Annotated in this window: 12 protein-coding genes; 9 read left to right on the top strand and 3 right to left on the bottom strand. The window is 64.7% G+C overall.

Annotated elements, in window-relative coordinates; all coding sequences use genetic code 11:
- Positions 1-61: 61 nt before the first annotated feature.
- Positions 62-523, bottom strand: a complete 462-nt coding sequence (locus tag K1X15_RS12190) for a VOC family protein (RefSeq protein WP_220303884.1) — start codon at positions 521-523, stop codon at positions 62-64.
- Positions 524-759: 236 nt separating this feature from the next.
- Here K1X15_RS12190 and ftsZ point away from each other — a divergent pair, with 236 nt between their 5' ends.
- From ftsZ to K1X15_RS12155, 7 genes are all read left to right on the top strand, one after another.
- On the top strand, positions 760-2,424 hold the full coding sequence (gene ftsZ / locus K1X15_RS12185) for a cell division protein FtsZ (RefSeq protein WP_220303883.1): 1,665 nt from the start codon (positions 760-762) through the stop codon (positions 2,422-2,424).
- A 108-nt stretch (positions 2,425-2,532) separates the two neighbouring features.
- Entirely contained in the window at positions 2,533-3,489 is a 957-nt protein-coding gene (gene lpxC, locus K1X15_RS12180; RefSeq protein ID WP_220303882.1) for a UDP-3-O-acyl-N-acetylglucosamine deacetylase, read from the top strand.
- A gap of 93 nt (positions 3,490-3,582) precedes the next feature.
- Positions 3,583-4,428: an outer membrane protein assembly factor BamD gene (locus tag K1X15_RS12175; RefSeq protein ID WP_220303880.1), complete on the top strand. Its 846-nt coding sequence runs from the start codon at positions 3,583-3,585 to the stop codon at positions 4,426-4,428.
- A 168-nt stretch (positions 4,429-4,596) separates the two neighbouring features.
- Positions 4,597-6,267, top strand: coding sequence for a DNA repair protein RecN (gene recN, locus K1X15_RS12170; RefSeq protein WP_220303879.1), 1,671 nt, complete (start codon positions 4,597-4,599; stop codon positions 6,265-6,267).
- A 185-nt stretch (positions 6,268-6,452) separates the two neighbouring features.
- Positions 6,453-8,627, top strand: a complete 2,175-nt coding sequence (gene ligA, locus K1X15_RS12165) for an NAD-dependent DNA ligase LigA (RefSeq protein ID WP_220303878.1) — start codon at positions 6,453-6,455, stop codon at positions 8,625-8,627.
- 19 nt (positions 8,628-8,646) lie between these two features.
- Positions 8,647-9,900, top strand: coding sequence for a hypothetical protein (locus tag K1X15_RS12160; protein ID WP_220303876.1), 1,254 nt, complete (start codon positions 8,647-8,649; stop codon positions 9,898-9,900).
- The gene (locus K1X15_RS12155; RefSeq protein WP_220303875.1) at positions 9,900-10,412 is read left to right on the top strand and encodes a DUF3828 domain-containing protein; all 513 of its coding nucleotides are present in this window, start codon (positions 9,900-9,902) and stop codon (positions 10,410-10,412) included. The genes K1X15_RS12160 and K1X15_RS12155 overlap by 1 nt, the downstream gene beginning before the upstream one ends.
- A gap of 10 nt (positions 10,413-10,422) precedes the next feature.
- Here K1X15_RS12155 and K1X15_RS12150 read toward each other — a convergent pair whose 3' ends face one another.
- On the bottom strand, positions 10,423-12,246 hold the full coding sequence (locus K1X15_RS12150) for an aminopeptidase P family protein (protein ID WP_220303873.1): 1,824 nt from the start codon (positions 12,244-12,246) through the stop codon (positions 10,423-10,425).
- A 121-nt stretch (positions 12,247-12,367) separates the two neighbouring features.
- On the opposite strand from K1X15_RS12150, the gene K1X15_RS21435 reads away from it, so the two are divergent.
- Positions 12,368-12,499, top strand: coding sequence for a hypothetical protein (locus K1X15_RS21435; protein WP_276315264.1), 132 nt, complete (start codon positions 12,368-12,370; stop codon positions 12,497-12,499).
- A gap of 118 nt (positions 12,500-12,617) precedes the next feature.
- Positions 12,618-12,749 (top strand): hypothetical protein, encoded by a 132-nt coding sequence (locus tag K1X15_RS21430; protein ID WP_268905699.1) that lies wholly within the window; start codon positions 12,618-12,620, stop codon positions 12,747-12,749.
- A gap of 253 nt (positions 12,750-13,002) precedes the next feature.
- Here K1X15_RS21430 and K1X15_RS12145 read toward each other — a convergent pair whose 3' ends face one another.
- Positions 13,003-13,872: a 50S ribosomal protein L11 methyltransferase gene (locus tag K1X15_RS12145; RefSeq protein WP_220303872.1), complete on the bottom strand. Its 870-nt coding sequence runs from the start codon at positions 13,870-13,872 to the stop codon at positions 13,003-13,005.
- Between the last annotated feature and the right edge of the window lie 45 nt (positions 13,873-13,917).

Below are 13,917 nucleotides of genomic sequence, written 5' to 3'. Positions count from 1 at the left end.
CATCGCGTCTGCCGGTAGCGGTCCCCGGAACAGGTCCGGGGACGGAACCGTGTTGTGGACCTCACGCCCCTGCATAAGCGTTTTCGATCGCGGCGATATCGATCTTCTTCATCTGCAGCATGGCCTGCATGGCGCGATTGGCGCCGTCCCGGTCCGGGCCGGTCAGGGCGGCCATGAGCTGCTTCGGCGTCACTTGCCAGGAGAGCCCGAACTTGTCCTTGCACCAGGAACACATGCTTTCCTCGCCACCATCGCTGGTCAGGCGGTTCCAGAAATAGTCGGTTTCCTCCTGGCCATCCGTCTCGATGACGAAACTGACCGATTCATTGAAGGTGAAGCGCGGGCCGCCATTGAGCAGCATGAATTTCTGGCCGGCCAATTCGATGACGGCAGTGAAGGCGGGAGCGTCCGGTGCCTGGCGCTGGACCTCAAGCACCTGCGCCTCCTTGAAGGTGGCGGTGTAGAAACTGATGGCGTCGTCGATGCGGTCGTCGAACCACAGGCAGGGCATGATGCTGGTCATTGCTGTCTCCATCACATTTACATAACTACATGGCTATATGCAGAAATGGTTATGATATGACGTTATAGCTGTCAAGCCCGGTCTGCGGGCGGTCAGGCATGGTTAACGTGGCGTGAAAGGGTAACCGGCCCGTGTCGCAATTTGCGCAAAAGTTAACCGGGGCGACTCACTTGTTAGGCTGGAGTTAACGAATGAGCGGGTAAATCTTAACCAACCACGCCACTATGGGGCCACTTATGACCATCAATCTGACCATCCCGGATATTCAGGAACTCAAGCCCCGCATTACCGTGTTCGGGTGCGGCGGCGCCGGCGGCAATGCCGTCAACAACATGATCGAGTCCGGTCTGGACGGCGTCGATTTCGTTGTGGCCAATACCGATGCGCAGGCTCTCGCGCTCAGCAAGGCGCAGCGCATCATCCAGCTCGGTGTCGGCGTCACCGAAGGGCTTGGCGCCGGTTCGCACCCGGAAGTGGGTCGTGCGGCCGCCGAGGAAAGCTGGGACGAGATCAATGATCATCTCTCCGGCTCGCACATGGTGTTCATCACCGCCGGCATGGGCGGCGGTACCGGCACCGGTGCGGCGCCCGTGGTGGCCCGTGCGGCCCGCGAGCAGGGCATTCTGACGGTTGGCGTGGTCACCAAGCCGTTCAATTTCGAGGGCAACCGCCGGGCGCGTCTGGCCGAGGATGGCATTGACGAGCTGCATCGCCATGTCGATACGCTGATCGTCATCCCGAACCAGAACCTGTTCCGCGTCGCCAACGAGAAGACCACCTTCGCCGATGCGTTCGCCATGGCCGACCAGGTGCTGTTCTCGGGCGTGGCCTGCATCACCGACCTGATGGTCAAGGAAGGCCTGATCAACCTCGACTTTGCCGACGTGCGCGCCGTGATGCGCGGCATGGGCAAGGCAATGATGGGCACCGGCGAAGCCTCTGGCGAAGATCGTGCCCGCCATGCCGCCGAGGCGGCCATCGCCAACCCGCTGCTCGACGATGTTTCGATGCAGGGTGCGCGCGGGCTCCTGATCTCCATCACCGGTGGTCCGGACCTCACCCTTTACGAAGTCGACGAAGCGGCCAGCCGCATTCGCGAGGAAGTGGATACCGACGCCAACATCATCCTTGGCGCCACCTACGATCCGAACCTCAATGGCACCATCCGCGTGTCCGTGGTTGCCACGGGTACCGATGCGACCATGGTGCAGGCCATGGAGCCGGCCAAGCCGCATGCATCGCGCACCCCGCTGTCGGTCAAGCGCCATGTGCCGGCCGAGCGTTCCATCGTGCCGCCGGCCGCTGCGCCGCTTGCCGCCGAGGTCGAGGCCGAAGAGATCGGTCATCAGGTCGAAGCTGCCGTTGCCGAGGCCTTTGCGGCCCACCAGCCCAGCCAGTCCTACGCCATGGAAGACGACGGCATCCTGGTCGAGCCCTATGTGCCCGAGGCCGAAGCCATTGCCGAGCAGGACGAGTCGCCGGTGGTGGAAGAGCAGCCGATTCCCAGTGTCTATGTTCCCTCCCACGCCGCCCGTCCCGATGGACAGCGCCGCATGCCCCGCACCGAGGAGCTTCCGGCTGTTGCGCGTCGGACACAGGAAGCACAGGAACGTCACGACGCCGAGCCGCGCAATGCGCGCGCCCTGTTCAAGCGCCTCGCCTCGAATGTGGGCCTCAATCTGGGCGCCCAGCAGGCCGAGCCTCGTGCCGAGCCGCGGTCCGAGATGGCCGATGATGCCGCCGCACGCAGCGCGATTGAAGCCGGTGTGGCAAGGACTTCCCGGGTTGCGCCGGCCAGCGAGGGTGCTCGCGGCCAGCTCGACAACCAGGGTCGTGCCCCTGCCGCTCCGGCCCAGAAGGAACACCTGGAAATCCCCGCTTTCCTGCGAAAGCACGGTTGATCCTGGCTTGATCTTTGATCAAAAGCTCACTCGGTGCGGCTTCCGCACCGAGTTTTTTTTGGCTAACAGTTCGGTGAGCGCGAACGTCCGGGCGGAGCATATCCAGGCATGAACAAACTTTCCACGCGCCAGCGCACGCTTGCCGGCGAGGTCAGCTTCTCGGGCTATGGCGTGCACGGCGCGCAGCCTGCCACGCTGACCATGGCGCCAGCGGCCCCGGACAACGGCTATACGATCCGTCGTGACCTGGGCAATGGCACGTTCACCAAGCCAGTGCCCGTGCATCATTCGCGCGTGACCCGCACGACCCTGTGCACCACGCTCGACCTTGGCGACAGCGTCAGCGTTGCGACGGTGGAGCACGTTGTCTCCGCGCTGTCAGGCATGGGCGTGGACAATGTCCTGATCACGCTGGATGGCCCCGAATGCCCGATCATGGACGGTTCGGCCCACCCCTTCGCGGTTGCCATCCTCGAGGTGGGTCTCGAAGTTCAGCCGGCGCAGAAGAAGTTTCTCAAGATCGTGCGCGCCGTCACCGTGCGCAACAATGACGCCTTTGCCGCCCTTGAGCCCTATAATGGGCGGGCGCTCGACCTGGAGATCGATTTCGATTCCAAGGTGATCGGGCGCCAGCGCATGATCTTCGACTGGACCCCGCGGCGCTATTTCGAGGATGTGTCGCAGGCGCGCACCTTCGGCTTCGTGCGTGATGCCAAGATCTTGCGGCAGGCCGGCTACGCGCTCGGCTCGAGCCTCGACAACTCGATCACCGTGCACGAAGACCGGGTGCTCAATCCCGGCGGGCTGCGCTACGAAGACGAGTTCGTGCGGCACAAGCTGCTCGACGCCATTGGCGACCTGTCGCTGGGCGGCCTCGCCATCTGGGGCAAGTTCCGTTCCTACAAGGGCGGGCACGCGCTCAACGCACATGTGCTGGCCTCGCTCTTTTCCAGCGAAGCCAACTATGAAATAGTCGACGCGGAAGACCTGCCGCTGGAATTCGAGAGCTTCGAAGACCAGCCGGACGGTCTGGAGGTCCATCATTACCTGCGGTCCGTACGCTGAGAGGCCAGAGGCCATCGGTCGCGCCACAGTTTTGATCCATTTGCCACATAGGCCCGCAGTCTTCCTGCGGAATGATTTTGAACGGGGCAGTTCGTGAAGCTTGACGTTGTGAGCCAGTTTTCCAGCCGGGCCATCCGGTTCGCTGCCATGGGCCTGTTGGCCGTTGCCCTGACCGCCTGTGCCGGCGGCGGCCTGTTCGGCCCGGTCAAGATCAAGGAAGAGCCGATCGTGCCGGCTGCGGCCCTCTATCAGGGTGCGCTGGACGATATGGATCGCCAGTATTACCAGACAGCCATCCAGAAGCTCGAAAAGCTCGAACGCCAGCATCCGCGCGATCCGCTGACCGAGAAGGGCAAGCTGATGCAGGTTTATGCGAACTATCGCATCGGCCAGTTCGACGAGGCCATCCTGGCGGCAGACCGTTACCTGGCGCTCTATCCGTCGAGCTCGGAAGTCCCCTATGTGCTCTGGCTCAAGGGCACGGCCTATTTCGCCCAGATCAAGGACATCACCCGCGACCAGCAGCTGTCGCGCGATGCCATCGACACCTACAATCTGCTGATCAGCAACTACCCCAAGTCCGAGCACGCAGCGGACGCCAAGGAAAAGCTGCTGGTGGCCTATGACCAGCTGGCCGGCAAGGAAATGTCGGTGGGCCGCTACTACCAGGGCAATGGACAATATGCCGCCGCGATCAACCGCTTCCGCGAAGTGGTGGAGCGCTGGCAGACCTCGACCCATATCGAGGAAGCCCTTTATCGCCTGACCGAGACCTATCTGCTGCTCGGCCTCACCAATGAAGCCATGTCGGCCGCTGCGGTGCTGGGGCACAATTATCCCTCCAGCGACTGGTACAAGCGGGCCTTCGAACTGCTCGGCAAGCAGGGCCTGGCCCCGCAGCTCAACCAGGGCAGCTGGCTGGCCGCGCACCGCACCTGACGGGCGCCACACAATCGATGTTGCTATTTTGTTCCGGGTCGCTATCATGCGACCCGGTTTCGTTTGGGCAGGCTTAAGCTGTGGATGGGTGCCGAGTCGGCGCATTCCTGGCCGCAGGCAGTGCTACAAACGGCAACGATCAGTGGTGCAGCCACGGGAAATTCGCGCATGCTCAACGCGCTGTCAGTCCGCAATATCGTCCTTATCGACCAACTCGATCTCGCTCTCGATGGCGGGATGACCGTGCTCACCGGTGAAACCGGGGCCGGCAAGTCCATCCTGCTCGATGCCTTGACCCTGGCGCTGGGGGGCAGGGGCGATGCCTCGCTGGTGCGCCAGGGGCAGGACAGCGGCCAGGTGGTGGCCGTGCTCGAATTAACGGCCGATCATCCGGCGCGGGCGCTGCTGCGCGACAATGCCATTGCCGATGACGAGGATGTCATCCTTCGGCGCGTGCAGTTTGCCGACGGGCGCACCCGTGCCTTCATCAACGACCAGCCGGTGTCGGCCTCGCTGCTGCAGAAGGTGGGCAGCCAGATCGTGGAAATCCACGGCCAGCACGATGACCGGGCGCTGGTCGATGTGGCGACACATCGCGCGGCGCTGGACGCCTTTGGCGAGCTGGGTGCCGAGGCCAATGCCGTGCGCGAGTGCTGGGCGGTGCTGGCCGAGGCGCAGCAGGCCGTGGAAGAGCAGCGTGCGCTGGTGGCCGAGGCGCTGGCCGCCGAGGATTACGCGCGCCATACCGTGGAGGAGCTGGGCAAGCTCCGGCCCGTGGCCGGTGAGGAAGACGAGCTGGCCGAGCGGCGGCAGCAATTGCAGCAGGCCGAGAAGGCCGCCTCGGACGTGGTGGAGATCGACGCGATCCTCAACGGCCCCAACGCGCCGACGCCGGCGCTGGCCTCGTTGATGCGGCGGCTGATGCGCAAGATCGATGGCGGCGCCGAACTCTTCCAGCCGATCGTCGATGCGCTCGATGCTTCGCTGGTGACACTGGATCGCACCACCGAGGCGCTGGAAGAGTTGAAGCGCGAAATGGCCTTCGATCCGGGTGAACTCGAGGCCGTCGAGGAACGCCTGTTCGCCCTCAGGGCGGCCGCCCGCAAGCATCAGACCACGCCGGACGAACTGGTCGGCGTGCTGGCCAAATACGAAGCCGATCTCGAGACCTTGCAGAGCGGGGAAAGCCGGCTCAAGGCGCTGGAGGCTGAAGAAGTGGTGGCGCGGGCGCGCTATCGCGAGGCCGCCGACATCCTGAGCCAGGGCCGGCGGAAGGCCGCACTGGCGCTGAGCGCAGCGGTCGAGGCCGAACTGCCGGACCTCAAGCTGGGCGCGGCAAGGTTCATCGTCGATCACCAGGTCGATGGTGACCGGGTGTCCGCCACCGGCTTCGACCAGATCGCCTTCCACGTGCAGACCAATCCTGGCACCGCGGCCGGGCCCCTGCTCAAGGTCGCCTCGGGTGGCGAATTGAGCCGGTTCCTCCTCGCCCTCAAGGTGGTGCTGGCCGATCGCGGCTCGGCGCCGGTGCTGATCTTCGACGAAATCGACACCGGCGTCGGTGGCGCCGTCGCCGATGCCATCGGACGCCGCCTGGCACGGTTGGCGAGCAATGTGCAGGTGCTCACCGTCACCCACGCGCCGCAGGTGGCGGCACGGGCCAACCGGCATCTGCTCATCGAAAAGCAGATGGTGGAGGAGGGGGCCTTCATGCGCACCCATGTGCGGCCGCTCGACAAGGGCTCCCGGCAGGAAGAGGTGGCGCGCATGCTGGCCGGCGCCGAGATCACCAATGAAGCACGCGCTGCTGCCAAGAAATTGCTCGGGGCCGTGGGATAGCCTTTCGCCTGAACTGGCCATGTGGCACGTTCCCCTTCTCCCCTCGCGGGAGCAGGTGCCCGAAGGGCGGATGAGGGATATGTCAGGACGCGGGCCAGACTCGCGGACAGAATCCCTCACCCGTCTCGCGCTGCGCGTTCCACCCTCTCCTGCAAGGGGAGAGGGGAAGAAGATAGAGTATCCCCATGTCTGAACCCTCCCAAAAAGACGTTGTCGATCTCTCCGAAGACGAGGCCCGCGCCGAGCTTGAGCGATTGGCGGCGGCGATCGAGGCGGCGGATGTCGCCTATCACCAGCAGGACCGGCCGGAGATCACCGACGCGGAATATGACGCGCTCAAGCGCCGCAATGACGCGATCGAACAGGCGTTTCCCGAGCTGGTGCGGCCCGATAGCCCGTCGGGCCGGGTGGGGGCGGCCCCGGCGGAAGGCTTTGCCAAGGTGCGCCATGGCGTGCCCATGCTCAGCCTCGCCAATGCCTTTTCCGATGAAGACGTGACCGATTTCGTGGCGCGGGCCAGGAAGTTCTTCATGGCCGACATCCTGCGCGACCCCGATTTCGTGCTGGCCTTCACTGCCGAACCCAAGATCGACGGTCTCTCGGCCTCGCTGCGCTATGAGGACGGCGTGTTCGTGCGCGGGGCCACCCGTGGCGACGGCACCGAGGGCGAGGACATCACCGAGAACCTCAAGACCATCGGCGATATCCCCCACAGGCTCCAGGGTTCGGGCTGGCCGGCGGTGATCGAAATCCGCGGCGAGGTCTATATGACCCATGCCGAGTTCAAGCGGTTGAAGGAGCATTCGGCGAAGTTCGGCGGGCAGGATTATGTCAATCCGCGCAACACCGCCGCCGGGTCGCTGCGCCAGAAGGATCCCAGGATCACCGCCAGCCGCAACCTCAATTTCTTCGCCTATGCCTGGGGCATTGCCGAAGACGCCGAAGGCAATGCCCGGCCGCCGGCGGCAACGCAGACCGAGGTGGTGCGCAAGTTCAAGGAATGGGGCTTTGTCACCAATCCGCTGATGATCAAGACGCAGTCGGCCGAGGAGCTGATTGCGCAATACCGCCAGATCGAGGCGCAGCGCGCCACGCTCGGCTATGACATTGACGGGGTGGTCTATAAGCTCGACCGGCTCGACCTGCAGCAGCGCTGGGGTTTTGTCGCGCGCGCGCCGCGCTGGGCCATCGCCCACAAATTCCCCGCCGAACAGGCAACCACCATCCTGACCGGCATCGATATCCAGGTCGGCCGCACCGGGGCGCTGACGCCGGTGGCGCGGCTGCAGCCGGTGACGGTGGGTGGCGTGGTGGTCGAAAACGCCACGCTGCACAATGAGGATTACATCAAGGGCATCGGCAATAATGGCGAGCCGATCCGCAATGGCGTCGATCTGCGCGTGGGCGATACGGTCATCGTGCAGCGGGCCGGCGATGTCATCCCGCAGATTGTCGATGTGGTGCTCGACAAGCGCCCGGAAGGGGCGGCGCCGTTTCAATTCCCACATCTCTGCCCGGCCTGTGGATCGGAGGCCGTGCGCGAGCTCAACGAAAAGACCGGCAAGCTCGACAGCGTCAGGCGCTGCACCGGCGAGATGATCTGCCCGGCCCAGGCGGTCGAGAACCTTAAGCATTTCGTGGCACGCGATGCGCTCGACATCGATGGGTTGGGCGATAAGCAGGTGGCCCAGTTCTATGCGGAGGGGCGCATTGCCCGGCCGGCGGATATCTTCACGCTCAAGGCGCGGGACGAACGGGCGATCAAGAAGCTCAAGGATGCCGACGGCTTCGGGCCGGTCTCGGTGAAAAAGCTGTTCGACGCCATCGATGCGCGGCGGGCGCCCGAGCTCGACCGTTTCATCTATGCCCTGGGCATCCGTCATGTCGGGGAGACCACGGCGGCCCTGCTGGCCAAGGAATTCGGCACGATCGAGCGGTTCCGAGAGGTGGCGCTCGCGGCCGCGCATCATGCGGATGGGCATTCGGTCTTTCCCGAGATCGGTGGCATCGGGGAGACGGTGCAGGCCTCGATCATGGCTTTCTTTGCCAATGAGCGAAATGTGCAGGCGCTCGATGACCTGCTGGCCGAAGTGCAGCCGCAGCCCTATGTGGTCACCATTTCGGCCGATAGCGTGGTGGCAGGCAAGACCGTGGTCTTCACTGGCTCGCTCGAAAAGATGACCCGTTCCGAGGCCAAGGCCATGGCCGAGCGGCTGGGTGCGAAGGTGGCTGGATCAGTCTCGGGTGCAACAGATATACTGGTCGCCGGCCCCGGTGCCGGCTCGAAGCTGAAAAAGGCCGAGGAATTGGGGATCGAGGTTATCAGCGAAGACGAATGGTTCGAGCGCGTCGGCAAATAGCCGGTGCAGGGGAGGCGCCATGCGCAGACTGGTCGGGGCGGTTGCGGCCGCCATCTTGTTGTCCAATGCCGCCTTTGCCGGTCCTGCAGGGGATCAACTGGCGGAGCTGCTCTATGCGGGAACCGCCGGAGAAAACCGGGCGCTCTATGACGAGCAATGCGCCATGTTCAACATGGACGCCTGTTTCGGCCTTGGGCTGATCGACCTGATCGGGGCCGTCGAAGGCCTGTCCCAGGCGCTGTACAGGCATGGCGCGGTAAGCCCGCGCGTGCCGGCCGCCGCCATGATGCTGGGCATCGATGCGCCCGTCGGCACCGGCCCGGCCAATCCGAACCCGGAGCCCGTCACCTATGTGGACGCGCGCGCCATTCTGGATGCGTTCGTCGCCGGATTGGACAGCGCCCGGCAGAGTTTCGAAACCGCGGGCACGAGCGGCGACTATGTGGTGCGCATCGATCCGCTGCGCGTCCGCTTCGACATCGACGGCGACGGGGTGGCCGGCGAGGGCGAGACGCTGGCAGCCCTGATGGGCGAAACGCTGGACCTGCCGCAGGGCAAGACCAAGGGCAACAAGACCGCGCCGGTGGACACGGCCATCGGTTTCGACCGCGCCGATGCGATCTGGTTTGGCGGCTACAGCCAGATGACGGCCGCTCCGGCCGACCTGCTGCTGGCCCATGACTTTTCCGAATTCTTCGCGGCCGTCGGCCATCGCCTGTTTCCGAAATCCGGCCTGCCCATGCAGGACTATTCGAGCGGTGGCACGCTGATGATGGACCCGGAAACCGACACCTTCATCGCCGATCTCATTGCCGCCATCCACACCGCGGACTTTCCCGTGGTCGACAGGGACCGGTTCCAGGGCGTGCTGCAGCGCCTCAAGGCCGTGACGGCGCTGTCGCGGCGGAACTGGGAGGCGATCCTGGCGGAGACCGATGACGATCGGGAACTGGTGCCATCGCCGCGCCAAACCTCGCTGGTGCCCGATCTCAAGGTCACCCAGGCCCATGTCGATGCCTGGATGGCAACGCTCGATACGCTCGACGCGATCCTGGACGGACGCCTGCTGGTGCCGCATTGGCGATTCCGCCAGGGCTTTGACCTCAAGCTCTTCTTCGACACAGCGACGGAAACCGATCTGGTGATGTTGTTCACTGGGCAGGGCGCACTCCCCTTCCTCAAGGATGGCAAGGTCGCCAGCGCGTCCGATTTTGCCGAGGGCAATCGCGTCTTTGGCGATCGCTGGCCCGATTTCGCACTATGGTTCAATTGATGCGTGCCGTGCTTTTGGCCCTGGCGGCCCTGACGGCCGTTGCGCCCGCGCAGGCCGCGCCGATCCCGGTCTTCGATGACCCCAGGGCGCTGCTGGTTGCGGTCTACGAGCAGATCGAAGCGTCGGAGGACTGGGAGAATTTCGATGCGGACAGCGCCTTTGCCGAAACCGACGCATTCTCCGCGCGGCTTTCGGCTCTGTTGAAATCAGCCGATGAAACGGTGATGGCGGGCGGTGATGAAATCGGAGCGCTGGATTTCTCGCCCTTCATCAATGGCCAGGATTCGGGCGGCATGGACTTTGCCATCGGGGACGCCAAGACCAAGGGCGGTCAGGCGGTCGTGGCAGTCGACATCTCCTATGATGGGCAGGCCTGGCAAAGCCTCACCTTCCTGCTCATCGACGAGGGCGCCGCCGGCTGGAAGGTCGATGACGTGGTGCTGCCCTTCACCGATGTCGGCAGCACCTGGCGCCTTAGCGACTATTTGGCCGATCCGCTCGGCTTCTGGTGAAGCGGCGGCCTCAGATAGCCGCCGTCGCCTGCTTGAGCCAGTCCTTGGCCGCGCCCGTGACCTGCGAACCGATCTCGGTCCAGACGCGTGCGTGATAGGCGTTGAGCCAGTCGCGCTCGGCAGGGGTCAGCAGGGCCTGGTCGATCAGGCGCTTGTCGATCGGGGCGAGCGTCAGGGTCTCGAATTCGAGATAGCCGGGATAGCGCTCGGCCTCGCGCACCACGATCAGGTTTTCGATGCGGATGCCGTATTCGCCCGCCTTGTAATAGCCGGGCTCGTTGGAGAGCACATTGCCCGCTTCCAGCGGCGTCGGGTAGCGCGAAGAAATGCCGACCGGCCCTTCGTGCACGCCTAGGAAAGCGCCGACACCATGGCCGGTGCCATGATTGTAGGTGACGCCGTCCTGCCAGAGAAACTGGCGGGCCAGCACATCGATCTGGGCGCCGGATGTGCCCTTGGGGAATCGCAGGTTGGAAATGGCGATCATGCCCTTGAGGACGCGGGTATAGCGATCCTTCTGTTCAGCGCTGGCGGCGCCGGTGGAGAGGGTGCGGGTAATATCAGTCGTACCCGAGAGATATTGTGCGCCCGAGTCGACCAGCATCAGTTCGCCGGGATTGAGGCGGCGGTCGGTCTTGGTGGTCACGCGGTAGTGGACGATGGCGCCATTGGGGCCGGCGCCGGAAATCGTGTCGAAGCTGGCATCGACGCAGGTCGGCTCCTCGCGGCGAAAGGCCTCGAGCGCGGTGACGATGCCGATTTCGGTCAGCGCTCCCTTGGGCGCCTCTTCATCGAACCAGCTCAGGAACTTGGCGAGAGCCACGCCATCGAGCCGGTGCGCCTCGCGCATGCCGGCCAGTTCGGCGGCATTCTTGATGGACTTGGGGCCGAGCACGGGGTCGCGCTTCTCGATGAGCCGGGCACCGGCGCTGCGTAGGGCTTCGGCAATGGCCGCCGGGGCGGTCTGGGGATCGATGAGCACCGCTTTTCCCGCCTTGCCCAGCGCCTCTAGCGCCGGTGTCAGCGTGGCGGCGTCGGCCACCTCGGCAATCCCGTCCAGCGCCTGGCGGAGTTCGGGTGTGATCTTGGCTTTGTCGAGAAAGAGCGTCGGCAGGCCCGCCTGGGGCACGATGGCGAAGCCGAGCACGAAGGGGGTGTTCGGCACGTCGCGGCCGCGCATATTGAATAGCCAGCAGATCGACTCGGGCAGCGTCAGCACGGTGGCGTCGGCCTTGTCGGCCCCCAGCGTGGCGCGCAACTCGGTGAGCTTGTCGGCAGAGGTCTTGCCGGCGCGGTTGTGGCCGAGAAACTCGATGGGGCTGACCGGTGGGGCAGGGCGGTCGGTCCAGATGGCGTCGACCAGATTGGCATGCGGGACGACCCGGGCGTGGCCGGCGAGCTTTTCGGTGATGTCGCGCACTTCGCCCGGCGTGTGCAGCCAGGGGTCATAGGCCAGCGTGCCGCCCTGCGGGACATAGAGCCGCAGATCCTCGCTGGCGCTACCCTGGTTGGCCTCGTGCACGGTGACGAGGCCGGTGTCGGTCTGGGCCGGGGCCTGCAGGGTATAGCGGCTGTCGACAAAGAGCCCCGCCTTATCCGGGCCCACCACCGCCATGCCGGCCGATCCGGTAAAGCCGGTGAGATAGCTCAGGCGTGCTTCGCTGGCCGGCACCGACTCGCCGCGATGGGCGTCTGCGCGGGGCACCAGGACGGAATCGATGCCCGCTTTTTGCATGGCTGTCCGCAATGCGGCGAGGCGCGGCGCGACCTTGGAAGGGTCGGCCTTCTCCTCAAAGCTCTGGAAAACTGCGGGTTCGAAGGGTGTTGCGGTCATGTCTCGTCCTGACCACGCCCAAGGAAGCAATGCGCTCCTGGCATGGCTGTCTTGTTGTCTTGTCGCTGGTTTTGCGCGGGGCAAAGCCTATCTTGAGGGCAAGAGAACAGGAGACGAACCGATGAGCAAGCAGAACAATTTCTTCCAGCGCGCCGTCAACGCCATTGTTGAAGGCCGCACCCGCCAGGCCGAGCGCTACATTGCCCGCTTTGAGCGCGAGCACGATCTGGGCCGCAAGGTAAACGGCCGTTAAGCCTGCCCTGCAGGAACGGCATGGCTGGTCTGCCGGCGCAGCTCTTATCAGCGCAGCGCGAACAGCCTAAATGGACGATGTCGGGCGGCAACAGACTGTCCGTCGCATGGAGTAGAAGATGACTGAGAGCAAGAACGGTTTCCGCAGCGCATTGGGTGGTCTTATCGACGCTCGTGGTCGCGAAGCCTCCCGCCAGGTCAGCTACCGCATGCAGCACCAGCTGATCGGCGCCGTGACCAAGCGCCCCTGAGGCAGCTGCACTTTAGCTGACGATCAATGCCGATCCCCGAAGCCCGCTTCGGGGATTTTGCTATTTGGTGTTCTTCTCATCGCCTTTGGGAACGGGCGGATCTTGGCCAATACCCCTCATCCGCCCTCGGGCACCGTCTCCCACAAGGGGGGGAAGGGGATGAGCGGGGTTGCGTAAAGCCGGCCGGCAGACTCCGGTTCTTCCTTCTCCCTTGTGGGAGAAGGTGGCGCATAGCGCCGGATGAGGGGTGTTGTCAGGCCTTTTCCAGCACCAGCGTGGTCCAGTCCTTGCGCTTCAGATGGTCCTTGAGCGCAAAGCCCGCGGCCTCATAGGCGGCGATGACGCCGTCGGCCTGGGTGTTGAGAATGCCCGAGAGAATGGCGGTGCCGCCCGGCTGGGTGATGGCGCCCACGCCCGGGGCCAGTTCAACCAGCGGACCGGCGAGGATATTGGCGACCACCAGGTCATAGGGCGCGCGGGCGGCGATTTCCGGGTTGTCGAGGCCGGCGGCCTCGATGGCGTCGATCTGGTCACCGACACCATTCTCGACCGCATTTTCCACCGTGGTGGTGACCGCGATCGGGTCGATATCGGTGGCCAGGATCACCGCTTCGAGCCGCTTGGCCAGGGCGATGGCGAGCACGCCGGTGCCGGTGCCGATATCGATCATGCGGGCCGGATTGCGGTCCGCCAGCAGGGCCTCGATGGCTTCGAGGCACCCGGTGGTGGTCTCGTGGTGGCCGGTGCCGAAAGCCTGGGCGGCGTCGATCTTCATCGGCGTCAGCCCCTCGGGGATGGTGCCGGTTTCGTGGCTGCCATAGACATAGAAACCGCCGGCGATCACCGGCGCCAGCCCTTCGAGCGACTTGGCAACCCAGTTGACCTCGGGGTCGATGGGCTCGACCGAGAAGCTCACATCGCCGCCCAGCACCTGCCGCGCCAGCGCTGCATAGGCCGCCAGGTCCGGCGGGCTATCGCAGGTGGCTTCAAACACCCACTCGCCGGTCTCCTCGTTTTCATGCGCCGAGGCGGTCAGCGCCAGGTCGTCGCGCTCGGAAACGGCATCGACAAGCGCATAGGCCTGCTCCTTGGTCAGCGAAATTGAAAGCTGGTCGACGGACATGGCGGGCCTCGGGAATTGGGGTGGCTTTCATTGCGGCAGGGGTGG

Origin of the sequence: Devosia salina (genome assembly GCF_019504385.1) — a bacterium.
GTDB lineage: Bacteria > Pseudomonadota > Alphaproteobacteria > Rhizobiales > Devosiaceae > Devosia > Devosia salina.
Note: the sequence above shows the minus strand (reverse complement) of the source record. Positions and strands in the feature narration are given on the sequence as shown.